Source organism: Obesumbacterium proteus (assembly GCF_001586165.1).
GTDB classification, from domain to species: domain Bacteria; phylum Pseudomonadota; class Gammaproteobacteria; order Enterobacterales; family Enterobacteriaceae; genus Hafnia; species Hafnia protea.
Window position 1 is genome coordinate 4,475,674 of record NZ_CP014608.1, and the last position, 23,403, is coordinate 4,499,076.

Sequence of the window (23,403 nt, forward strand, 5' to 3'; positions counted from 1 at the left end):
ATGTATAATTTTGATGAGATTATCGATCGTAGCGTTGATAAATGTCGTAAGTGGGATTATGACTACGTCTGCTCACGCTTTGGAGCTGTGCCAAAAGATTTTATTCCCATGTGGATTGCTGACATGGACTTTAAATCGCCTCCCGAGGTCATCGCAGGACTGCGCCAAATCATGGAGCACGGTACTTTCGGCTATACCTATTGCTTTGACGAGTTCTATCAGGCCGTCATCGATTTTCAAGCTAAGCAACATAATGCAGATATTGCACGGGAATGGATCACGCTTACCTATGGCACCGTCTCAACGCTGCATTACACCATTCAGGCATTTTGCAACGCGGGCGATGCCATTCTCATGAACACGCCAGTGTACGATCCTTTCGCATTGGCCGCAGAGCGTCAAAAAGTACGCGTCATAGCTAATCCTTTGGTTGCCGTAAATCAGCGCTATCAACTCGATTTTGAAAAATTAGAGCAGCAGATAAAAGAACATCAGCCAAAACTTTACCTATTTTGCTCGCCGCACAACCCATCGGGAAGAATTTGGACGGCGGCGGAGATCCGTCGAGTCTCTGAGCTTTGCCAAAAGTATCAGGTAATTTTAGTTATTGATGAAGTCCACGCTGAGCATATTCTGCACGGTACGTTTATCAATGCATTAAATGAAGGTTGTGCGCATGCAGACAATCTTATTCTGCTCACCTCGCCCAATAAGGCCTTTAATCTCGGCGGGCTTAAGACTTCCTATAGCATTATTCCCGACGAAAAATTACGTGCACGTTTTCGTCAGCAGTTAGAGAAAAACTCGATTACGTCGCCGAATATGTTCGGCGTATGGGGATTAATTTATGCCTATACACAAGGATTAGACTGGCTGAAAGCGTTGAATAGCTACTTAGCTGAAAACGAACGCTATCTCTATGAATTTATTAGTGAGCGCCTACCAACGTTAAAAATGATGCGGACCGAATCATCGTATCTCGCCTGGATTGACGTTAGCGCAACAGGGATGAATGCCTATGATTTCACTCATCAACTGGCTCATGAAACCGGCGTAGTTGTTGAAGATGGCACGCACTATGTACAAAACGGTGAGCACTATATCCGCATTAATTTTGGCACGCCGAAAGCGCTTATTGAACAAGCGATGGCTCGTCTGGAAGAGTTTGTCCAAAGGCATAGCGCGTAAGTAGACATATTGAACGGCCATCAAACTAGGCGCACGGATACGCCTAGTTTGAGATTTACTCTTTAACCACGTAGCTAAACACCACGCGCTTTTTAGAAATCATTCCATGGCCGTTCGGGCAAAAATAATCAATGGCCCCACAGGCCTTTAATTCCTGGAGTGGCTTGCCACAATCAGGGCAATCGGCATGTTGCTGATAGGCTTGCTGACAATGCTGGCAAAAGTAATCACCCTGCTGCCACACCATTTCGTGCTGACACTTCGGACAAAACACATCCATTTTAACCTCCTAAATAACACCCCAGCCGCGTAGAAAATAAAGCCCCAGCGCCGTGGTGAAAAAAGATCCAACGGTAGTAATCGCAATAATATTAGCCGCTAGAGTGGCGTTTCCACCCATCGCTCGCGTCATAACGTAACTCGCAGCGGCGGTTGGCGTGGAGGTGAACAAGAAAATAACCCCTAACGTCACGCCGCGAAATCCGAATAACCAGCCACCCAGCGTCATAAGCACCGGAACAGCAATTAACTTGGCCGCACTAGAATAACCCGCCACGTTAGAAGAGCTAAACATAGCATGCCAATCGATACTTGCTCCGGTGCATAGCAACGCCAACGGTAGCGCCATCGCTGAAATAAATTTCCCGGTCGAGGATAAGACTTCTGGAACCGGTAGTTTGGTCAGCGAATAGCATAGGCCAAGAACAATGCCGATGATCAGCGGGTTAGTGATCACCCCGCGTAATATCTTGCCCCAGCTGATTTTCTGCTGACCGTCCGAACTCAATGTTCGGGTCAACGTCACCACGGAAAGCACGTTAAACAAGATCACCGTTACAGCCATATACATCGACCCAACGGCAACGCCTTCGCTGCCGTAAGCGCTAGCGCAATAGGCCAGCCCCACGATGGCAGTATTCGCGCGAAAGCCCCCCTGAACGAAAATACCTCGCTCACGCGGCTCTTTTACCAATTTGAGCGCAACCAATTCCAGCAGCAAGAAGCTCACCACCGTTGCCACGCCCCCATAAACAACAAAAGCTAAATTATTGCCGAGCGTCGAATGGTTGGTCGCAATGCTGAAAAACAGCAGACAAGGAAGTGAGAGATTAAAAACCAGACGGGTAGCACCATCGCAGAAAGCATCATCCAATAGGCGAAACCGGCGCAGCACAACGCCCAGCAGCAACATCAGCAAATTGGGTACCGTAACACCAAAGGCAAAACTCCACGTCTCCCACGACATACTCAAATCCTTGTTGGCGTTGAAAAAATAGTTTGCAGACGAAGAGAATACACTGAAAATTCACGGCGCTACCATAAAAAAATGGGGCGCATATTCTGCGCCCCATCATAACTTTGCGTATTAGCTATACGTTATTTGCTCTTTTTAATATGAGCAAGCAGACGTTTACGTTTACGCAGCTGAGTTGGATTCAGCATATTACGTTTACCCGCATACGGGTTGTCGCCTTCTTTAAACTGAATGCGAATAGGTGTTCCCATTACTTTAAGTGAACGACGGAAGTAGTTCATCAGGTAACGCTTGTAAGAATCTGCAAGGTCTTTCACCTGATTACCGTGGATCACCACAATCGGCGGGTTATAACCACCGGCATGGGCATATTTCAGTTTTACACGACGACCACGAACTAACGGCGGCTGATGGTCTTCCTGCGCCATATTCATGATACGTGTCAGTAAGGATGTACTTACACGGCGAGTCGCACAGTCATAGGCTTCTTGAATGGATTCAAACAGATTGCCCACACCGCTGCCGTGTAATGCAGAGATAAAGTGAATGCGCGCGAAGTCCACAAAGCCTAAACGCAGATCCAGCATCTCTTTGACCTGAGTTTTAACGTCTTCAGACAGGCCATCCCACTTATTGACCACAATCACCAGTGAGCGCCCACTATTCAGGATAAAGCCTAATAGCGACAAGTCTTGGTCTGAAATACCTTCACGGGCGTCAATCACCAGCAACGCAACGTTAGAGTCTTCAATCGCCTGCAACGTTTTGATGACGGAGAATTTCTCAACCGTATCGGTCACTTTCCCACGCTTACGCACCCCAGCGGTGTCAATCAGCACGTATTCGCGCTCATCACGTACCATTGGGATATAAATGCTGTCACGCGTTGTTCCCGGCATGTCATAAACCACAACACGATCTTCGCCCAGAATACGGTTGGTTAGTGTGGACTTACCGACGTTTGGACGCCCGACGATAGCGATCTTGATAGGCAGATCTTGAGGATTGAAATCATCTTCTTCCTCTTCAGCCATCTCATCGGCTTCATCCGCTTCAAGCTCTGCCCAGTAGGCCGCATTAGCTTCTTCTTCCGTCAGCTCACGCTCAGGCTCTGGAGCTTCAACGAACGGGATCAGCGCTTCTTCAATCAGCTGAGCGACGCCACGGCCATGGGAGGCGGCAATTGGATAAACTTCGCCAAAGCCTAATGAGTAAAAATCGCCGATCGCAACGTCAGGATCGATACCATCAGTTTTGTTAGCAACTAAGAAAGTGGCTTTTTCACGGCTGCGCAGATGCTGAGCAATGCCTTCATCGGCAGGCATTAAACCTGCACGAGCATCAACCATAAACAGCACGATATCCGCTTCTTCAATCGCCATTAACGATTGTTCAGCCATATGCGTTTCAACGCCATTTTCAGTGCCATCAATACCACCGGTGTCGATGATAATGAATTCATTCCCATTAACTTCAGCACGGCCGTATTTACGGTCACGGGTCAACCCTGGGAAATCCGCAACCAACGCATCACGAGTGTGCGTTAAGCGGTTAAATAAGGTGGATTTACCCACATTCGGGCGCCCGACCAGCGCGACGACAGGTATCATTGTTGAAGCCTCTATTACTTAATTTAATTCCAAATACGCGGGGAACATTCACTCCCGAGCAAGGACTTTTCAGAAGACGAAACGGCCCCTGAGGTGATCAGGAGCCGTTCCCAGACGGCTAATTCGCCGCCCTAAATAATTGTTTTATTAGCGAGTAAATGCGTAAACTTTACCGCCGCGAGCCTGAATAATCAGCTTATCGCTGGCTACCAGAGGCGCGCTTAGCAGACCAGAACTGTCTACTTCTTGCTGAGCAACAAAACGCCCATCATCGGTATTCAACCAGTGCAGATAGCCTTCGCTATCACCCACGACCAAATAGCCGTTATACAGCGCAGGCGCGGTCAGATTACGGTGCAATAAATCGCTTTGTTTCCACAGAGAAACACCGCCATCGGCGCTTAATGCCGCAACGCGGTCATCTTGGTCAACCACATAGATACGGCCAGCATCAACGATGAAATCGTTCACTGAACCCATTTCGCGTTTCCATTGGATTTGTCCAGAACGCAGATCCAGCGCCGCCAAGTTACCGTTGTAACCCAGAGAGTATACAACACCATCGACTACGACAGGGGTAGTATCCACGTCATTTAAGCGGTCGATTTCGGTTGAACCCATAGGCTGCGCAACACGCTGCTGCCAAATCATTTGGCCTTGCTGCATCATGATTGCGCTAACGCGACCATTATCACCACCAACGATAGCTGCACCAAATGCCGTAGCAGGCGCTGACTCACCGCGTAAAGTCAGAGAAGGCATATCAAGGTTAACAGTCCACTTAATGGAACCATCAGCTTCATCTAACGCCTGCAGCATACCGTTAGCGGTATGGATTAATACCAGACCATCGCTAATCACTGGGCGAGAAATAGCTTCACCGGCTACCGTCGTTTTCCACGCTTCGGCACCGTCTTCAGTGCTCAGCGCATACACAACGGCACGTTCTGAACCAACAAAGACTTTTCCGCCAGATACTGCTAAACCACCAGACAACAGAGCCGTTTTGTGCGAGAACCAGCCATCTTTCTCAGCCAAGTTCACAGACCAAACAACGTCGCCGCTATCCGCGTCCATTGCTTTTACAACGCCCATGCGGTCAGCCGCGTAAATGCGGTTATCCTGCCAAGTTGGACGCAGGTGGGAATAGAATTCGCCTACACCATCGCCTACTGACGTGCTCCACACCTTGTTCGGTGTGAATTGGTTTTCAACTTTTGGCAACGGTGACATGGTGACCACATCAGTTTCACTGCTGAACCACGAGCATCCGCTCAAAAACGTCACAGACAGCAATCCGACCAAGAGCGTTTTACGCAATTGCATTGATTATCCCCTTAGTTGGATAAATTGTTCAGTTTCATGCGCAGTAAACCCTGCAATGACTGGGAAGCATCAGAGGCTAAGCCTTTGCTGTATGCTTCACGGGCGCCTTTTACGTCGCCTTTCTTGACCAGTACATCACCGCGAATATCCTGCGCCATAGCAACCCAGCCGGTCGCTTTAATTAAATCCAATGTTTTGAGTGCGTCGTCCAGCTTATTTTCCTGTAGCTGTACACGAGCTAAACGCAGATCAATCAGGGATTTCAGATTTTCGTCTTTCGTTTGACCTTGAGCCCAAGCCAGCTGCTGTTCAGCTTTAGCAAAGTTCTTCTGGTCAACTTCATGTTGCGCTAACTGCAAGGCAGCCAAAACACCATAATTGTTAGCGTTTTTTTCAATAAACTTTTCAGCCAGTGCCACGCCGTCAGCTTTACCGCCGGTCAGCGCTTCACTTGCTTGCTGATATGACTGGGATGCACCGGTCATTTCTGCCTGCTGATGATTCTGCCAGTAACGCCAACCGAGCAGTGCACCAATCCCAATGACAACACCAATCGCCAACGCCTTACCGTTTTCGATAAAGAAGCGGCGCAGGGCATCAACTTGTTCGTTCTCTGTGCTATAGACTTCCACTGTTCTCTACTCCTTACGCCAACATTGATGCCAGGAACGCCGCAACGTCGTCCTGAGCAAGAGTTTGCTGATCGCCACTTTGCAGGTTCTTAACATTCACCTGACCCGCATTCATTTCATTTTCGCCTAATACCAGTGCAACGCGAGCGCCCCACTTATCAGCACGAGCGAACTGCTTCTTAAAGTTGCCGCCGCCATAGTTGGTCATCAGTTTGACCTGTGGATACGCATCGCGAATCTTTTCTGCCAAACGCATGGCAGCGCTTTGCGTGCCTTCACCTGAGGAAATCAGGTAGACATCAACGGCGCGCTGAGGCTGGAAGTCAGGGTTTACCGCCTGAACCAACAGAACCAGACGCTCCAAGCCCATGGCAAAACCAACCGCTGGCGTTGCATGCCCACCAAGCTGAGCAACCAAACCATCATAGCGGCCACCGGCACAAACGGTGCCTTGTGCGCCTAAGCTATTCGTCACCCATTCAAATACGGTACGGTTGTAGTAATCCAAACCACGAACCAAACGCTCATTAACGGTATACGCAATGCCCGCTTCATCCAGCAATTTACATAGGCCAGCAAAATGCTCACGAGACTCTTCGTCCAGATACTCTGACAGACGCGGAGCATCGTTGAGCAATGCCTGTACGTCTGGATTTTTAGAGTCCAGAACGCGCAGCGGATTGCTATACATACGACGCTTACAGTCTTCGTCCAGCTTATCTTTAAACTGTTCCAGATAGGCTACCAGCGCATCGCGGTAGTTAGCACGAGCTTCCAGAGAACCAATTGAGTTCAACTCCAGAGCAACGTGCTCAGAGATCCCAAGCGCACGCCACCAACGAGCCGTCAGCAGAATAAGCTCTGCGTCTACGTCAGGGCCATTCAGGCCAAAGACTTCCGCGCCCAACTGATGGAACTGGCGATAGCGACCTTTTTGCGGACGTTCATGACGGAACATCGGACCGATGTACCATAAACGTTGTTCTTGATTGTACAGCAGACCATGTTCGATACCGGCGCGCACACAGCCAGCCGTCCCTTCAGGACGCAGCGTCAGGCTGTCACCATTACGGTCATCGAAGGTGTACATCTCTTTTTCAACGACGTCGGTCACTTCACCGATCGCACGTTTGAATAACGGGGTCTGCTCTACAATCGGCAAACGGATTTCGCTGTAACCGTAGCTGGTCAGGACTTGTTTGAGCGCAGCTTCAATCGGCTGCCAAAGCGCCGTATCTTCCGGCAGGTAGTCGTTCATGCCACGAATAGCTTGGATATTCTTCGCCACGTCAATTCTCTATACTATGTAATTCAAAAAATGACCCCGATTATGGAGGATTGAAGCAATCTCATCAATCGGGAGCATTGTTTATTCAAAGCAAATGAGATTACAGGCCGCCTAAAGCGACCTGCTATTCAGTTACTTCTCGTCGATCTGGCTGACTTCGATGCGCTTGTTAACATCCAGCATCGATGCTTTGGCACGGATCTTAGCCTCAAGCTGATCGATCATCTGTTCGTTATCAAAACGCTCTTTTTGACGCACACCGTCTTCATAGAAGCCGCTCTTATTGTGTCCGCCTGTCACGCCAATCGTTGAAACCAAGGCTTCGCCTGGACCATTCACCACACAACCGATAATGGATACATCCATTGGTGTGATGATGTCTTCTAAACGCTGCTCTAGGGCATTTACCGTACCAATAACGTCAAATTCCTGTCGTGAGCAGGTCGGGCAAGCGATAAAGTTAATCCCACGCGAACGAATGCGCAGAGATTTAAGAATATCAAAGCCCACTTTCACTTCTTCAACAGGATCCGCCGCCAGCGAAATACGCAGCGTGTCACCAATCCCTTCGGCCAGCAGCATGCCTAAGCCCACCGCAGATTTAACCGATCCGCTACGCGCGCCGCCTGCTTCGGTGATCCCGAGGTGCAGAGGCTGATCGATACGTGACGCTAACAGGCGGTAAGACTGCACTGCGAGAAATACGTCTGACGCTTTTACGCTGACTTTAAACTGATCGAAGTTAAGACGATCAAGAATATCGACATGACGCATCGCTGACTCGAGCAATGCTTCAGGCGTAGGTTCGCCGTACTTCTCTTGAATATCTTTTTCCAGCGATCCGCCGTTAATCCCAATACGGATGGGGATATTTTTATCACGTGCGCAGTCAACAACTGAGCGAATACGTGATTCATTGCCGATGTTGCCTGGATTAATACGCAGACAATCAACGCCATACTCAGCAACTTGCAGCGCAATGCGGTAGTCGAAATGAATATCGGCCACCAGCGGCACTGAAACCTGCTGCTTAATGAGTTTGAATGCTTCAGCAGCATCCATAGTCGGAACTGACACACGTACAATATCTACGCCAACACGTTCGAGTGCGCGTATTTGTTTTACCGTGGCATCAACATCCGTTGTCTTGGTGTTGGTCATCGACTGTACGGCAATCGGTGCACCATCACCGATAGGCACATTACCGACATAAATGCGGGTCGATTTTCTCCGCTTAATGGGTGATTCATTATGCATATCAATTCTCCATGAATGCCGTACTATCAATTGAAGCACGCATATTCTGCTTCGAACATTTAACCGGCAATCAGGTAAACAAAGTACTTATACTGCCAACGCTGCACAAAACAAACCGCCTTCCCCCTGCTTATTGCAGAATGTCAGAGCGGTTCATTTCGATTCAACAGCGCGCTGCGCTCACCATAAGCGACTCTAACGAATCACTCAGCATTCAACGTCAAACGAGCAACCTGACTTGATTTAATAAAGCGGCTCAAATCAACTGGCTTACCTTGATACGTGATATCCACGGCAGCTGGTGCACCAATTTTCAGCTTATACGGTGCCGTACCGGCTAAATCCAGTGAAGCACCAGATTTTTGCATTCCGCTGAACAGCGTTTTACCCGTTGCGTCTTTAACTTCTAACCAGCAATCAGCTTTAAATTTCATCACTAAGTTGTTGGATGCTGACGCAGCAGAATCGACGGTCGCCCCTGCGGTTGGTAAAGTTGCACCATTCGCAGTGGAGGTGGCATCAACCGGAGCCTGACTCGGAGCAACAACGGTGTTATTGCTTTGGTTTGGCTGGGTTTGAGCCGTTGCGGCTGGAGCGGTAGCCGCATCAGTAGGTGCAGCAGTCGCTTGGCCATTGTCTGCCGCGGTCACTGACGAATCTGGCGGTGTACCGACAGACTCTTGAGTATCCGCAGATTGCGCAACTTCATCAGAACCATTAGCTGATTCTGACGGTTGTAACTGACCATTTTTTGCCAGCTGAGCAGAAGACTCATCCGCCATTGTCGCAATATCTTCTTGTTGAGCTTTGTGATTTTCCCACCACCAAGAACCGGTGATGCCAATAACCACAAATACCACCAACCAGGTAAACATCATCAGCCAACCATCGCGCTTTTTGCGTTTTTTACCCAGTGAGAAGCTTTGCATCGGCGCAACTTTTGCCGCCTTCAACGGCGCCTGCTTTTCTAACAGCGGCGTTAATTCGTCTTCCGGGATATGGACCAGTTTTGCATAGGAACGAATATATCCACGCAAAAACGTTGAGGCCAAATCAGCCGGAGCCTTGTCTTCTTCAATATCGCGAACCGTTGAAACTTTCAGGCACAGACGTTCTGCAACAGCCCGCTGTGTAAGTTCTAACTTTTCGCGCCCTTGGCGCAGGCGTTCACCTGTAGTCAATGGAGCTGTTTGATCTTGGGGGGCTTCAGTATTCATTCGCTAGGAACTGCTGGTACTGTTGAGATTGTGGAAAATTTCGCGCCAGTTGTTTGCCATAACGCTCTAAGTTCGTTTGGCGCCCATCTAACGCAGCGAAGCGGATTTGTAACCATAGACTATTGGCACTCGCCGGTAGAATATGATTGTAAACATCCAACATTACTCGCGCATCTCCGCGCTTCCCTTGGTCAAATTCTCGGATAGCTTCCGCGATTAGCGAAACTCCCTTATCCGGATCGCTCTTTAAAGCGCGACTAAATAATTTTCGCGCTTCGTCAGTCTGTCCTGCTTTTAGAAAACAATAACCTGCATTTTCGAAGCTATCTGCAACCTGACCGTAATCAGGAAGATTTGCAGCTGAACTAAACTGTTGTTGTGCCGCTACATACTGCCCTAAACTACACAGAAACGCACCGTAATTATTCATCACAGTGCCATTCTGTGGCGCTAAATTCATCGCTGTTTGATAACTTTTCTGCGCAGCGTTGTTATCGCCTGTGCGCTGTTGGTAAAGCGCCATGCCAAGCTGGGTTCGGTAATCATCTGGAGCCGCATCTCGCGACTTTTCCAGATTTTGCTGAGCGGCTTTTAAATCGCCCTGATTCAAGTATTCCAAGCCAAGTTCGAGCCGACTCTGCGACGCCGCAGCCATCTGCTCTCCATCAGGTTTAGAGCTTGAACAGCCCACCAACAAACTCGTCGTTAGTAGTCCTATTACCCATCCCATTTTTAGCTTCATTGCTTTACCCCCGTTATCCTTTTCGCTGAATCATCAAAAGATCTGACCAACAATGTTAGGGAAATCACCAATATGCATGCGCTCTGCGTCAGACCTCGCGAACCGTGATAGGTTCACCGGCCATTTTTTTCTTGATCGTGCGTTTGGTACGGTCAATAACATCACCGGCCAACTGTCCACAGGCCGCATCAATATCATCACCACGCGTTTTACGCACAATCACGGTAAAGCCATATTCCATCAGAACTTTAGAGAAACGATCCACGCGGCTGTTTGAGCTACGTCCGTAAGGTGCGCCTGGGAACGGGTTCCATGGGATCAGGTTGATCTTACATGGCGTATCTTTCAGACACTCGGCCAACTGATGCGCGTGATCCATACCATCATTGATATGATCCAACATGACGTACTCAACCGTAACACGCCCTTGGTTAGCATTAGATTTCTCTAAGTAGCGGCGCACAGCCCCAAGGAAAGTCTCGATATTGTATTTGCGGTTGATAGGCACAATTTCGTTACGAATTTCATCCGTCGGTGCATGCAGAGAGATAGCCAGCGCCACGTCGATCATGTCACCCAGTTTTTCCAGCGCAGGAACAACCCCTGATGTTGACAGGGTGACACGGCGCTTAGACAAACCAAAACCAAAGTCGTCCAGCATGATATTCATGGCTGGAACAACGTTATTCAGGTTCAGTAAAGGCTCGCCCATTCCCATCATCACCACGTTGGTGATCGGGCGCTGGCCGGTAACTTTATGAGCGCCGATAATCTTAGCTGCACGCCATACCTGACCGATAATTTCAGATACACGCAGGTTACGGTTAAAGCCCTGCTGGGCGGTAGAGCAGAATTTACATTCCAGCGCACAACCGACCTGCGAAGAGACACACAGCGTAGCGCGATCGTCTTCTGGGATATAAACCGTTTCTACACGTTGGTCACCAACCTGAATCGCCCATTTAATGGTGCCATCGGTTGAGCGTTGCTCTTCTGCGACTTCTGGCGCACGAATTTCAGCGATTTCTTTGAGCTTGTTACGCAACACCTTATTGATGTCGGTCATCTCATCAAAATTATCGCAGCAATAGTGATACATCCATTTCATCACCTGATCGGCGCGGAACGGTTTCTCACCTAACTTAGCGAAGAACTCGCGCAGTTGTTGGCGATCAAGATCGAGAAGGTTAATTTTTTCCGACGGATTGGCCGGGGCAGGTTGCACACTATCAACCTGCGCAGCATTTACAGGTGCGCTAATTTCAGACAAGTTTGACTCGACGACAATAGATTCAGATATAGCATCTGAATTGGATGAATGGGGGGTAGTTGTTGGATCTTCAGACATGCGTATAGACATACTAAACTCTGGCCTCGTTGTTACACTTTGCGGCACGGTATTAAAGTGACTGACCCGACAAGCGTAGTGCCTGTTGGCGACAGATACAAACCCAGTTTGCATCTCATTCAGTCTTGCTCGGTACAACACATCAAAAACACTTATTAAATAAGGCGGTTAGCAATGTGTCTAAAAAAATGTCCCTGAGGATAATCACTCAGGGCGCGGTATTGTACTCGGTCTGTCAACGGTATGCTATGCCATTAGGCTTAGCTTACCGAATCAATTTCCGATTTGCGTAATCGATTAACGAGTGCGCGGGCAAACTTCATTGTTTGCAAAGAAATAGGCGATTTCGCGCTCAGCAGACTCTAATGAATCAGAACCGTGAGCGGCGTTTTCAGTCAGACTGTCCGCATAGTCAGCACGCAATGTGCCAGCTAAAGCATTTTCTGGATTGGTCGCGCCCATAATTTCGCGATTACGGCGAACGGCATCTTTGCCTTCCAGAACCTGAACCATGATTGGGCCAGAAGTCATGAAATCCACCAGACCGTCAAAGAACGGACGACCTTTGTGTTCGGCGTAGAAACCTTCAGCCTGTTCACGAGTCAGATGAACCATTTTTGCCGCAACAATTTTCAGGCCTGCTGCTTCAAAACGAGAATAAATAGCACCGATAACATTTTTAGCCACCGCATTCGGTTTTACGATGGAGAAGGTACGTTCTACTGTCATTTAAACCTCTGTCTAACTTCCAATGAGAGCCGTTATTTCCGCTAGACCATGGCATAACACCAATGACTCTAGGGATACTTTTTATGAGTTTACGAGCAGTAAGAGGCAGATGGAATATTTTTAGAGCACTAACCATTTGAATGAAAGGATTATTCTCTTATTTCACACCCCGAAAGCCGAACCCCGGCCATGAATCGCCGCCGATTATAGATGGGCGGCTAATATTTGCCTATTGAAATGAGATAAAAATGTTAAGGAAATATTACTTTTTTGATTTGAAGCACAATGCGGATTTACTCCACCTGAAAATCAGCGCTAGTCAATTGCCCACCGTCGTCCATAACCGTTAGCTGATATCGTCCTGCACGCGTGAAGCTATAGGCAAACTGTGGTTCCTGAGAAACCAGTTCTCCATTTAAAAACCACCAGCGCTCCCCTGTCCCACCTTGCGTCGTTAGGCGCAAATCGATGCGAGTCTTACCCGGCGGGCGGCGCAGAATCGAACCATCATTGAGCCCAATCAAAATGAGTGGCACAGACGCTGTCTCGACCGGTGGTGGGCAGGTTTGGCTTGCCATAGGCAAACGATGGGATCTTTTTTCGGCCTCAGGGAGCCAAGGCTCTAGCGGCAGTGGCCATAGCGCCAGCTTTTTCTCAACCGCTCCCACGTATTCAGGGGCAACACGCTCGCCTTTATCATTTAACCACTGACGTCGCCAAATCCCCTGACTGCTTTCCTGCCCAGGAGCAACGAGCGTAGGTGGAATAGTGCCATCCAGTATCCACGCCGAGCGGCGTTGGCGACAGTTGGTATCCTGCGCACTTAGCGGCTGGCCGCCAGGCCAGCAGATTACCGCACTGGAAACCGAACGTGGCCGAGGATCTGTCGGCCATCCATTGCCACGCAGGCGTGGGTTATTCAGCAATAAATTATTGAGCTGAAACAGCAGCGGTATCGCCGTCGCATAGCCAAATTGTCCAGCAACCGGAGTACCATCTGGGCGTCCAACCCACACCCCAATGGTGTAACGCGCGTTCACGCCTACGGCCCATGCATCACGATAGCCAAAACTGGTTCCCGTCTTCCATGCCAGCGGAACTACCGCCGATAAGGAGTCATCCGGTTCAGGCCTTGCCTGCCCTGCCAGCGTGCGGCGGATAATCCATGCAGCCCCCGGCGATATCAGCGGCCGATTATGAATTTTTTGCGTGGGTACAAAACGCAAATCTGCACTTTGCCCATGTCGAGCTAGCGCGCTATAGGCAGAAACCAGCTGATCTAGCCTAATGCCCGCACCGCCTAAAATGAGCGATAAATTAGGCTCAGCATAGGCGGGAAAGCGTAGCGTTAACCCTGCATTGCGCAGTTCGGCGGTAAAACGTTTTGGGCCATAGGCTTCCATCAGCTGTACTGCCGGAAGATTCAACGAACGCGTAAGTGCTTCACTTGCCGCCACGGCCCCATGAAACCCCGTATCAAAATTTCCCGGTCGATAATCGCCAAAACGACGCGGCACGTCCTGCAGCAGAGATTCGTTGTGGATAATTCCGTCATCCAGCGCAAGCCCATACAAAAACGGCTTGAGAGTGGAACCTGGAGAGCGCCAAGCGCTCACCATATCCACATAGCCAAAGCGTGTACGGTCGGCAAAATTTAGCGATCCCAGATAGGCTTTCACCTGCATATCCGTGTGATCGACAATCAGCACGCCTACTGATGTTTTCGCTGGCAGACGTGAAAGCCATCCCTGCGCTAACGTTTCAAGCTGCCGCTGGAGGGCTGCATCAATAGTCGTCTGAATGACATCCTGATGTGGATAGGTTTGCACCATGCGCCGTGCTAGCAGTGGCGCTGTCTGCGGCATTTGTCGTGAAGCTAACCAAACTGGCTCCTGCTTGACATCATCTGCCTGCTGTTTTGTCCATACTTGATACTGCACCAAACGATCGAGCACCTTGTTGCGTGCCGCCTGCGCACGCTCTGGGTAACGGTCTGGACGTAAGCGGCTGGGAGCCTGAGGTAATACGGCCAACAAGGCGGCTTCTCCACGTGTGAGTTCGTCAGGCGGCTTGCCTAAATAGGCCCAACTTGCTGCACCGATGCCTTGTAGCGTGCCACCAAAGGGCGCGCGATTAAGATAGAGTTCAAGGATTTGAGTCTTAGATAGATGCCATTCTAGCTGTGCCGTGCGCCAGATTTGGCGCACTTTGCCGCCAAATGTTCGAGGATGGGGATCGAGTAAACGCGCAACCTGCATAGACAGGGTGCTTCCACCGGAAATAATCTCACCGTGGCTAAGGTCTTGCCAAGCCGCCCGAGCAATAGCAAAAGGGTTAATGCCGAGGTGTTTATAGAACCAGCGATCTTCGTAAGTTAGCAATGCCTGAAGATAATACGGCGACACTTGTTTTATCGTAACAGGGTAGCGCCATACCCCCTGCCCGTCTGCAAAACGCCACAGCGGCGAACCGTCCTCAGCGACAACAACCCGCGCGACTTGCACGTCGCTGAGTGGAAGCGGCCAGACTTTATCGGCTAGCCACAAACCAACACAAAGCAACGACGCAAGCAGTGCGATTATCACGCACCACTTGCGTAAGCGTTTTAGTGACATCCTCAATCAGTTATCACTGGCCGATGGTCACAGTTGCGGGCGTTTCACCTACCGCACGCCACTGCGGGATATACATCGATTCCACCTGTGGAGCAGGCAGTTGATATTTACCCGGCGTTACCGCTCTTGCCAGATACAGCAAAGTCGTATGCTGACCAGACTGAATATCCACCGCGGACACATAGCGATCGTCTCGGAACTCTTGATGTTTGAGCGTCGTCTGACGTGATGCATCGAGCAGCGAAGTCACCTCAGTTGCCGCATCATCCAAGCTTGCGCTAGCATCATTCAGGTTTTGATTTTCAAGCTCAACGCCTGCGGGCAGCAGATCAACGACCAACGCATCCGGCACATGCTCTGACGCCCACACATCCAGATGAACCAAGATTAGCTGACCACTTTTTAGCTGAGCCAAGTCAACCGGTTTGCCATCTAGCCCTAAGAAATCACGTTTAATATTGAGAATATTGCTCATTGGCTGCGGAACGCTATTTGGATATCCAACAGCGTCAAAACGCGGATATAACGTGGACTCGCCTTGGTTATCAATGACCAACCCATTAGCCAGCCAAGACTCATCATAGTTTTTCACCTGAGCCTGTTCGCCATAGGCTAAATCAGCACCTTTGGCCGATGAAATCACCGCTTTCCATGCGCTTTCCGGCTGGCCGATAAAACCTTTGCCTGCCATAAATACCGCATTCTGTTCTTGGGTCGAAAGGTATTCGGTGGTTGTTAATCGATCCGACAATGAAAGTAAGCGCTGTTCCTGCGTTTTTGGATCGAGGTTAAACTCTTCCATCAGCGCCAGAATCATCGCGTCATCCCGCACTGGGCTACCGTAGTCTTCCAGCCAATAGTTCGTTGCCGAGCGCTGTAATGCCAAACCTTGTTTGAGCACTTCTTCGCTGCGCGGTGTATCTCCCATCAGCTTAAGCGCAATGCCTAGCTGAATGAGAGGTAAACCGGACTCCGCCTGTGCACGACGCTCATACAGCTGACGCAACGCACCTAAAGGTGCCTGTTTTTGCTGTGCTAAAACAAGCCCAGCATAGGCCTGCACGGCAAAACGCGTCGCATCTGGACGTGCGCTGCTGTTAACATCGATTTGATTACGATCTTGGAGGTAGCGTAACAGCGCGGCATCCGCCTGTTTCAGCCCGTCATCCTGTACGGCAAAACCGCGTTCACGCGCACGATGCAAGAAATCGGTAACATAAGCGGTTAACCAATACTCTTCTGGTCCATCGCTGCTCCACAACGCAAAACTACCGTTATAGCGCTGCATACCCAGCAGACGGGTAATTCCCGTTTCAATATTCTGTCGGCGGACATCATCCGTAGAGGTTTTGATGCCAAGCTGTATCAACTGTTGTTGATTGGTATATAGCGATGGGAACAGGCCACTGGTGGTTTGTTCCAAACAGCCGTATGGATAGGCGTACAGTTCCCGTATGTAGCGAGCAATATTCAACGGCGGTCGGCTTGTCAGCAATAGTTGCCCCTCAAGCGCACCTAAACCGGACATTTGCTCCGCACTCACTCCCCAACTTTGCCCCGGTTTGATAACGCTCATCAAATGCCGCGTCTCTGCTGGATATGCCGGACGCACGCCTATTTTCCAGCTATGTTCATAATCACTGACTTGTTCGCCCGGTATCTGCATTCCAACGACGCGGATCGCAACGCTACCATCCCCAAATCCATTCTTCGCACTGACCGGAATCGTGATGGTCTTACGCTGCCCATTTTCGAGTTCAACCGTTTGAGAATTGTCACCACTCAGGCTGATTAGGCCAGATGCGGTGAGTGCCACTCCCAACGTTTGCGGATGCCCAGACAGATTCGTGACATCCAGCGCCAGCTGGCTGCTATCGCCACCTGCTAAGAAGCGGGGTGTTTGTAGCTCTGCGATAACCGGTGCTGCGACCGTCATTTTACGTTCGGCGCTACCAAAGTTTTGCTCATTCCACGCTTGAGCCATAAGCCTTAGCTCACCGTTAAAATCTGGAACGGGAAGCTGAATCGTCCCGTTGCCATTTTCATCCAGCGTGATGCGTTGCAGCTGCTGCGCGACGATATTCACTTCCGTTGGCGGTTTCTTACCTCCGCGTGACAGCGCGTCTTCATCTTCGCCATCGCCACCAAAGCGCAGCGTTGCTAAACGCCCAGAGCCTTCGATAAGCTGCCCATAAACGTCATACTGATCCGCGCCGTAGCGTTTACGACCTAAGAAGGCGTCGTAAGGATCAGGGGTTTTGAAATCAGTAATACTCAAAACACCGGTGTCCACGGCGGAAAGTAAAACGGTCACTTCTTTTTGTTTCTCACCACCTGCGCCAGCAACGTTCACCTGAACCGGCACCGTCTGGTTTGGTCTGATTTTCTCTTGCGCTGTCAGCGTCACATTCAGCTTACGAGCTTCTTCATTGAGAGGAATATGTAATAAGCCTACCGCGCGCTTTGGTGTTACCTGCTTATCTTTCTCACCGGGACGAACCACCAGCGCATTGAAATAGAGATCGTGACGACGCCATTCTTGATTGAGCGGAACCTCTACCGTTGTACCGGCTTCTGGTACATCAATTTCCTGCCACCATAAAGGCCCTTCGCCAGACTCTAGCATCAGGTATCCCTTACCGGCGGTTGGCGCATTGATGGTTACTTTCACCTTTTCACCCGGCTGGTAATTAGGTTTATCCAGCTTCAGCTTCACTTGATCGGGACGCACAGCGCCCGTACCGTCAGTATTATCCTGCCAGCGATATCCGACCCAGAATCGAACGCTGTTGATCAGGCCGTTGGTTGGATCTTTAACTTCAAGACGGTAAGAACCCCATTCGACGGGGAAACTCACTTTAGCGCTACCGTCAGCGGCGATATTTAGCGTTTGTTCACCAACAGGCAGATCTTTTTGATCGTATTGAGACTGCCAACCTGCCCCTTCAGACCACTGCCAGTAATAATCGCGACGCTCTTGAATCAGCGTGGCTTTCAGCCCCTGTTTAGCGAGGCGTTTCCCCTGCGGATCGGCATAGATTACATCAAAAGCAGCTTCGCTATTTTCATCAACCATCGGCTGCTTACGATAGCTATTGGTTTGGTAATCATAAATATCTTGTTGGCTGAACAGAGGGCGGATCGCTGACAGCTGTTTAGCAGGCCAAATATCCTGTTCGCTACGTCGAGTCACCGGACGGCCTCCGGATTCTAATAGACTCGCTTGGAAAATCAGACGCACAGGCGATTTAACATCGGCCCACTGACTTTCAGTTTCAATGCTTGCCATGCCCTGCTCATCGAGCGTGGTATCGACCTCATCTAAAGAGCGCTTTAGATTCTCTTCCGTGGCCGAACCAAAACTGTAACCTGGTAATTCGGTCACCGCTTCACGCAGCGGGCGCAAATAAAGCTGCCCTTGAAGGCGGTTCATGGCCGCCGGAGCCCCATATAAATAGCGTCCTGACACATTGAAACTGGCGCTTTGCTGCATCTCAATTGGAGATGCGCTTTCCGGTTTGATTTCCAGAGCCATGCGCTCAGGCATGAAGTCTTCAACGTTAATCGCGTAGTAGCGCGGCTGGTTATCGCCCAGATTGAAACGCAGCGACCATTTGCCCGTCGCCGCGTTTTCAGGCAGCGCGTAACGATATTGATATAACCCATTTTCCGGTTTCCAAACGAAGCTCGACGCCACGCTATCGTCTGGACGCAACACATCGACTTTTATCGGCTGCTCAGGTAAAGGCTGTCCATCGGCATCGCGCAGCAGAGCATTCACAATCACCGTTTCACCCGGGCGATAAAGATCGCGTGGGCCAAACGCAAACAGCTGTTTGCTGAAGCCTTCTGGGCCACCAATATCAAACTCACTGAGATCGAGCGCAGGCTGCGTCAGGTCGATAATGCTGGTCTGTCCATTTTGATTAGCCAGTAACAGTTTCGCTTTTGGCGATTTGCTTAACTGCGCATGCCCCTGTGCATCGGTTTTACCTTCCGTTAGCACACGCCCTTTTTCATCTAACACCTGCAATGCCACATCAGACATCGCACCACCGCCAGCTAACGCCTGAGTGAAGACATCCATTCGTTCATGATAGCTGTGCAGTGAAACACCGATATCGCTCAGGGTTAGCAGCGTAGCCGGATTACTGTAGCTGTAACGCCCCGCCTGCTGCATAACGGCTAGATAAACACCGCTCTCTTGCAAAGGTTTGATATCGCTAAGAGGAAGCTGAAGCTTTTCACGCGTATTGCGCTGAGGATTGAGATCAAAGCGGCCGCTGTAGACCAAATCGGCCATTTTTAGCAGCTCATCAGACCGCCATGATTCTACCGATTGGCCGTAGCCCCACTCGGATAAAAACGCAGGTAACGACACAGGCTTAATGCGATAAAAATTGACGTCTACGCTATTTACGTTAAGCGCCATCACCGGCAAACCCGCAGCCACTTTACCGGGCAATAACGAACCGCGGCTAGCAAATCCAACGCTTGGCTGAATATCTTTGGTGGCAATTTTTTTCTGTGTTTCTTTACCTAGCGTTGCGCCATTAAGCGCTACCAAGGAGGGATCAATCGTGAGGAGTAATTTGCGTTTAGGCTCCAGATGACGCAACCGAAGTTCGCGCAGATTATCTGAAAGCTCCCATGCTCCGTCGATTTTGCCTTTTTCGGTATCCACTAAGTGAACGCTATCGGCAAATTTTTGCTTAGGATCTAAGGGAATGGAAAAGGTGAGCACAAGCGCGGCTGCGCCATCAAGCTGTAGCTCAGAGGCATCGAGTAAAGTTAGCGTTTTACCCTGCGATTGTTTCGCCATTTGCGCCAAGTCGGTGTCACTCAACGCTTTCTTTTGCGTGGCGACAGCTGCGGGATCCGATGTGGTTGTGGTTTTCACATCGCTGTTATCACAGGCGGAAAGCGCAGTAATAAGTGCTGCCACGAGTACACTACGGCGCAGCATGCGGACAGAGCGGCAGTTTTGTGACTGAGATGATCCTTGGCGCATAACATTTTCCATTTTTAATCCGAATAGCACTATTATCCGTGACAAACAATGAAAGTGAAATGGCGAAACCTTAATTCAGATTATGCTAAGCCTAAAATGACAAAGAGAGCCTTACGGCTCTCAACGTTATTTATCTATTAGGCAGTTCCGCTGGAAGGGATGCTGTTGCGTAGCCAACTGCCCCAGCGTCGCTGATAAAACGGCTGGGTATGGGTTTTCAGATAATGACTTACCGCATCCCCTTTTTCATCGGTGACGAGGCAAAGGTCTACCGGCTCATCTTCTGGCGCTGTTTCGCTCGCCAAGCTGCCGGTTTCCTGAATGAGTAAATCGATTTCCTCATCGGTGCCATCAATTTCTAACCCAATCAGCAAATTAGGTTTTTCATCGACCGCCTGATCCTGAAATATCGCCAAATAGGCATTGCGCACGATCTTACGTTGGGTAAACAGCGTGGTTAACGCATCTACCATGGCAGACGGATATTCTTCTGGCTGGCCAAGCAAAATTTTGCTTCCACCATCAACCACCTGCTCCATCGGCTGCGCCATCCCGCCGGTTTGCAGCAGCATCGCCACTTCCTGCGCGTAGAAAGCTTTGCCATATTCACATTTTGGATTCAAAAACAGCTGAGCGCCTTTGGTTATTGCAAACAGATCGCGAACCGGTAACGCCATAAACGGTTGTTCTTCGTCTTCTACCGCCTGCTGCAACATCTTCAGCGAAGAGAAAAACGGGATCGTCGAGAGCCCGTCCTGCATTTCCCAATGCTGTACATTCAGCTCACCGTTAGGCGCAATGATAAGCTCGCCTTTATCCTGAACGCCGCTTTCAGCCAGAATATAAACGGTAGAATCCAGCAGCGTGCGGTAAAACAGTGTGCGATAGGCAGGGTCTTTTACCGCTTTTTCCAAGCTTTTTTCGAGCTGCTCTTCTGGGGTGTCATGGTGGTGATCGTGATGATGAGAACTCATCGGGTGCTCCAAAATCGATATGTAATGACCCCACCCTAACCCTCCCCTTCGCAGGGGAGGGAACAGAATGAATGCACAATATAAATTTGTGCTCGGACGGCTCCTCCCCCTGCAAAGGGGGAGGTTGGGTGGGGGTCAGTCGTTCGTAATTACGCTTTCGCTTTTTCCAGCAGTAAATTAGCCAGCGCGCGCACGCCTAAACCTGTTGCGCCCGCAGCCCACTGATCGACGGCACTTTTGCGATAGGTTGCAGAACAGTCAATATGCAGCCAGCCTTGACGGTATTCTTTAACGAAATAAGACAGGAACGCCGCTGCGGTGCTTGCGCCTGCGCCGTATGCCGCACCGGCAATGTTATTGAGTTCCGCAAAGTTAGATGGCAGCTGGCTGCGGTGGAATTCAGCCAGCGGCAAGCGCCAGAAAGCTTCATTCTCTTGCTCGGCGCTTTGCAGCATGTCGGCAGCCAAGGCGTCATCAAAGCTAAACAGGGCATGGTAATCATTACCCAGCGCCGTTTTAGCCGCGCCGGTCAACGTTGCACAGTCAATGATCATCGCCGCATTCTGCTCGGAAGCATCAATCAGGCCATCAGCCAAAACTAAACGCCCTTCCGCATCGGTATTCATAATCTCAACGGTTTTACCGTTACGATAGGTAATGATGTCGCCCAGCTTGAATGCATTACCGCTAACCAGATTATCCGCGCAGCAAAGATAAAGTTTTACACGCTGATTCAAACCACGAGAAACCGCCAGCGCCAACGCTCCGGTGACCGTAGCCGCACCACCCATGTCTGATTTCATGGAGTCCATGAAGGCGCTTTGCTTCATGCTGTAACCGCCGGAGTCAAAGGTGATACCTTTGCCCACCAAGCAGGCTAGAACAGGGGCGTCAGGATTTCCAGTTGGGTTGTAATCCAGAGCCAACAGCACTGGAGAACGTTCCGAGCCGCGACCCACCGTGTGCAAGCCCATGTAGCCTTGCTCGCGCAGATCTTCACCTTTGGTGATACGGTAGCTCACATTGTCACAGGCAACGCTGCACATCAGATCAACCGCACGTTGTGCCAGCTGGGATGGCCCCACTTCTTCGGCTGGCGCATTGATCGTGTCACGCACCCAGTCAACGATCTTCAAGCGGCGATCTAATTCAGCGCGATCGGATTCGCTCAGATCAGGCCACTGCACTTGGCGCGATCCTTTTGGCCCACGATAACCCTGCCAAAAAGCCCAGCATTTTTCCAAGTCCCAGCCTTCACCCGCGAGATGAACCTGCTTGATACCTTGTCCATCAAGCTTGCGCGCAGCGCGCTGAACGGCAACAAGCTCACCGTTACCGTTCAGATGAATAACCATCCCTTCGCTGCCGGAACTCAGCAACGCTTTTTCGCCCCAGCGTGCATCGGCTGGCTGATGGGATAGGTTTACAGGCATAAATTCGGTCGACATAAATCTTCTCCTGATATACCCACGTATTTGCAGCGATACGTCGTTAAGTGGCTGCTCGAATAAGCGCGGGTATCATTATTAATCGTTAGTTTTTCAGTGAAATTGATTTGCGATTAGCGTGTTCTATCAATATCTGGATGTAGTAATTTGGATTGTAGTAAAAGGGCCACCTTCACAGGTAGCCCTTTAATTTTTACTCTGCTTCATCTAACCAGACTAGCAGGATAGCTTCCAGAATTTTTTCGTTCGATTTTGTAGGGTCATCGTCGAAATCTTCTAAATCGCAAATCCATTGATGCATATCGGTGAAGCGCACGGTTTTAGGATCGATATCCGGAAACGCATCATACAGCGCTTCGCCAATCTCGCGGCTGTCTTGCCACTTAAGACCCATAATATTCTCCCAAACAAGCGTTACCGCTTATTTTTAATGCTCGCGAGCGTGGTTAACGGTATAACGCGGGATCTCAACAACCAGATCCTGATCCGCCACTTTTGCCTGACAGCTCAGACGGCTTTCCGGCTCTAAGCCCCACGCCTTATCCAGCATGTCGTCTTCCAGCTCGCTGCTTTCATCCAGCGAGTCAAAACCTTCGCGAACGATGCAGTGGCAGGTTGTGCATGCGCAAGACTTTTCGCAGGCATGTTCAATTTCGATTCCGTTACGTAGAGCAACGTCGAGAATCGTTTCGCCTTCCTGAGCTTCAAGAACTGCGCCTTCAGGGCAGTGCTCCTGATTAGGAAGAAATACGATTTTTGGCAT

At 50.0% G+C, this 23,403-nt stretch carries 18 protein-coding genes; 1 reads left to right on the forward strand and 17 read right to left on the reverse strand.

What is annotated here, in order from left to right; all coding sequences use genetic code 11:
* On the forward strand, positions 1-1,188 hold the full coding sequence (locus DSM2777_RS20980; RefSeq protein WP_061555077.1) for a MalY/PatB family protein: 1,188 nt from the start codon (positions 1-3) through the stop codon (positions 1,186-1,188).
* Positions 1,189-1,243: 55 nt separating this feature from the next.
* On the opposite strand, the gene DSM2777_RS20985 is transcribed toward DSM2777_RS20980, so the two are convergent.
* The 17 genes from DSM2777_RS20985 to fdx all read right to left on the reverse strand — a co-directional run bounded on the left by DSM2777_RS20985 (position 1,244) and on the right by fdx (position 23,403).
* A complete protein-coding gene (locus DSM2777_RS20985) occupies positions 1,244-1,468 on the reverse strand; it encodes a zinc ribbon domain-containing protein (protein WP_061555078.1) in 225 nt (74 codons plus the stop codon).
* Between the two features lie 9 nt (positions 1,469-1,477).
* Complete coding sequence (locus DSM2777_RS20990; RefSeq protein WP_025800436.1) at positions 1,478-2,434, reverse strand: AEC family transporter; 957 nt, start codon at positions 2,432-2,434, stop codon at positions 1,478-1,480.
* Between the two features lie 131 nt (positions 2,435-2,565).
* The gene (gene der / locus DSM2777_RS20995) at positions 2,566-4,053 is read right to left on the reverse strand and encodes a ribosome biogenesis GTPase Der (RefSeq protein ID WP_025800435.1); all 1,488 of its coding nucleotides are present in this window, start codon (positions 4,051-4,053) and stop codon (positions 2,566-2,568) included.
* Positions 4,054-4,200: 147 nt separating this feature from the next.
* On the reverse strand, positions 4,201-5,379 hold the full coding sequence (gene bamB / locus DSM2777_RS21000) for an outer membrane protein assembly factor BamB (RefSeq protein ID WP_043491277.1): 1,179 nt from the start codon (positions 5,377-5,379) through the stop codon (positions 4,201-4,203).
* Positions 5,380-5,390: 11 nt separating this feature from the next.
* A complete protein-coding gene (locus tag DSM2777_RS21005; protein ID WP_043491273.1) occupies positions 5,391-6,011 on the reverse strand; it encodes a YfgM family protein in 621 nt (206 codons plus the stop codon).
* A gap of 13 nt (positions 6,012-6,024) precedes the next feature.
* Entirely contained in the window at positions 6,025-7,299 is a 1,275-nt protein-coding gene (hisS, locus tag DSM2777_RS21010; RefSeq protein WP_025800432.1) for a histidine--tRNA ligase, read from the reverse strand.
* A gap of 132 nt (positions 7,300-7,431) precedes the next feature.
* Positions 7,432-8,556 (reverse strand): flavodoxin-dependent (E)-4-hydroxy-3-methylbut-2-enyl-diphosphate synthase, encoded by a 1,125-nt coding sequence (gene ispG, locus DSM2777_RS21015; RefSeq protein ID WP_025800431.1) that lies wholly within the window; start codon positions 8,554-8,556, stop codon positions 7,432-7,434.
* A 203-nt stretch (positions 8,557-8,759) separates the two neighbouring features.
* A complete protein-coding gene (gene rodZ / locus DSM2777_RS21020; RefSeq protein ID WP_061555079.1) occupies positions 8,760-9,773 on the reverse strand; it encodes a cytoskeleton protein RodZ in 1,014 nt (337 codons plus the stop codon).
* A complete protein-coding gene (gene pilW / locus DSM2777_RS21025; protein ID WP_061555080.1) occupies positions 9,763-10,515 on the reverse strand; it encodes a type IV pilus biogenesis/stability protein PilW in 753 nt (250 codons plus the stop codon). Before pilW ends, rodZ begins: the two co-directional genes overlap by 11 nt.
* Positions 10,516-10,603: 88 nt before the next feature.
* On the reverse strand, positions 10,604-11,863 hold the full coding sequence (gene rlmN, locus DSM2777_RS21030; RefSeq protein WP_061555081.1) for a dual-specificity RNA methyltransferase RlmN: 1,260 nt from the start codon (positions 11,861-11,863) through the stop codon (positions 10,604-10,606).
* Positions 11,864-12,160: 297 nt separating this feature from the next.
* On the reverse strand, positions 12,161-12,592 hold the full coding sequence (gene ndk / locus DSM2777_RS21035) for a nucleoside-diphosphate kinase (protein ID WP_025800427.1): 432 nt from the start codon (positions 12,590-12,592) through the stop codon (positions 12,161-12,163).
* A 293-nt stretch (positions 12,593-12,885) separates the two neighbouring features.
* Positions 12,886-15,207, reverse strand: coding sequence for a peptidoglycan glycosyltransferase PbpC (gene pbpC, locus DSM2777_RS21040; protein ID WP_061555082.1), 2,322 nt, complete (start codon positions 15,205-15,207; stop codon positions 12,886-12,888).
* A gap of 13 nt (positions 15,208-15,220) precedes the next feature.
* Positions 15,221-20,230: an alpha-2-macroglobulin family protein gene (locus DSM2777_RS21045; RefSeq protein WP_061555083.1), complete on the reverse strand. Its 5,010-nt coding sequence runs from the start codon at positions 20,228-20,230 to the stop codon at positions 15,221-15,223.
* Between the two features lie 125 nt (positions 20,231-20,355).
* The gene (sseB, locus tag DSM2777_RS21050; protein ID WP_061555084.1) at positions 20,356-21,192 is read right to left on the reverse strand and encodes an enhanced serine sensitivity protein SseB; all 837 of its coding nucleotides are present in this window, start codon (positions 21,190-21,192) and stop codon (positions 20,356-20,358) included.
* A 149-nt stretch (positions 21,193-21,341) separates the two neighbouring features.
* Positions 21,342-22,640, reverse strand: a complete 1,299-nt coding sequence (gene pepB, locus DSM2777_RS21055; RefSeq protein WP_040047044.1) for an aminopeptidase PepB — start codon at positions 22,638-22,640, stop codon at positions 21,342-21,344.
* Positions 22,641-22,833: 193 nt separating this feature from the next.
* Positions 22,834-23,034, reverse strand: coding sequence for a Fe-S cluster assembly protein IscX (gene iscX, locus DSM2777_RS21060; protein ID WP_025800422.1), 201 nt, complete (start codon positions 23,032-23,034; stop codon positions 22,834-22,836).
* A 33-nt stretch (positions 23,035-23,067) separates the two neighbouring features.
* Entirely contained in the window at positions 23,068-23,403 is a 336-nt protein-coding gene (gene fdx, locus DSM2777_RS21065) for an ISC system 2Fe-2S type ferredoxin (RefSeq protein WP_025800421.1), read from the reverse strand.

Bases quoted from the DNA above. Each gene is read 5' to 3' on its own strand.
- DSM2777_RS20980 (WP_061555077.1), top strand. From the start codon at position 1: ATGTATAATTTTGATGAGATTATCGATCGTAGCGTTGATAAATGTCGT.
- DSM2777_RS20985 (WP_061555078.1), bottom strand. From the start codon at position 1,468: ATGGATGTGTTTTGTCCGAAGTGTCAGCACGAAATGGTGTGGCAGCAG.
- DSM2777_RS20990 (WP_025800436.1), bottom strand. From the start codon at position 2,434: ATGTCGTGGGAGACGTGGAGTTTTGCCTTTGGTGTTACGGTACCCAAT.
- der (WP_025800435.1), bottom strand. From the start codon at position 4,053: ATGATACCTGTCGTCGCGCTGGTCGGGCGCCCGAATGTGGGTAAATCC.
- bamB (WP_043491277.1), bottom strand. From the start codon at position 5,379: ATGCAATTGCGTAAAACGCTCTTGGTCGGATTGCTGTCTGTGACGTTT.
- ispG (WP_025800431.1), bottom strand. From the start codon at position 8,556: ATGCATAATGAATCACCCATTAAGCGGAGAAAATCGACCCGCATTTAT.
- rodZ (WP_061555079.1), bottom strand. From the start codon at position 9,773: ATGAATACTGAAGCCCCCCAAGATCAAACAGCTCCATTGACTACAGGT.
- pilW (WP_061555080.1), bottom strand. From the start codon at position 10,515: ATGAAGCTAAAAATGGGATGGGTAATAGGACTACTAACGACGAGTTTG.
- rlmN (WP_061555081.1), bottom strand. From the start codon at position 11,863: ATGTCTGAAGATCCAACAACTACCCCCCATTCATCCAATTCAGATGCT.
- ndk (WP_025800427.1), bottom strand. From the start codon at position 12,592: ATGACAGTAGAACGTACCTTCTCCATCGTAAAACCGAATGCGGTGGCT.
- pbpC (WP_061555082.1), bottom strand. From the start codon at position 15,207: ATGTCACTAAAACGCTTACGCAAGTGGTGCGTGATAATCGCACTGCTT.
- DSM2777_RS21045 (WP_061555083.1), bottom strand. From the start codon at position 20,230: ATGGAAAATGTTATGCGCCAAGGATCATCTCAGTCACAAAACTGCCGC.
- sseB (WP_061555084.1), bottom strand. From the start codon at position 21,192: ATGAGTTCTCATCATCACGATCACCACCATGACACCCCAGAAGAGCAG.
- pepB (WP_040047044.1), bottom strand. From the start codon at position 22,640: ATGTCGACCGAATTTATGCCTGTAAACCTATCCCATCAGCCAGCCGAT.
- iscX (WP_025800422.1), bottom strand. From the start codon at position 23,034: ATGGGTCTTAAGTGGCAAGACAGCCGCGAGATTGGCGAAGCGCTGTAT.
- fdx (WP_025800421.1), bottom strand. From the start codon at position 23,403: ATGCCAAAAATCGTATTTCTTCCTAATCAGGAGCACTGCCCTGAAGGC.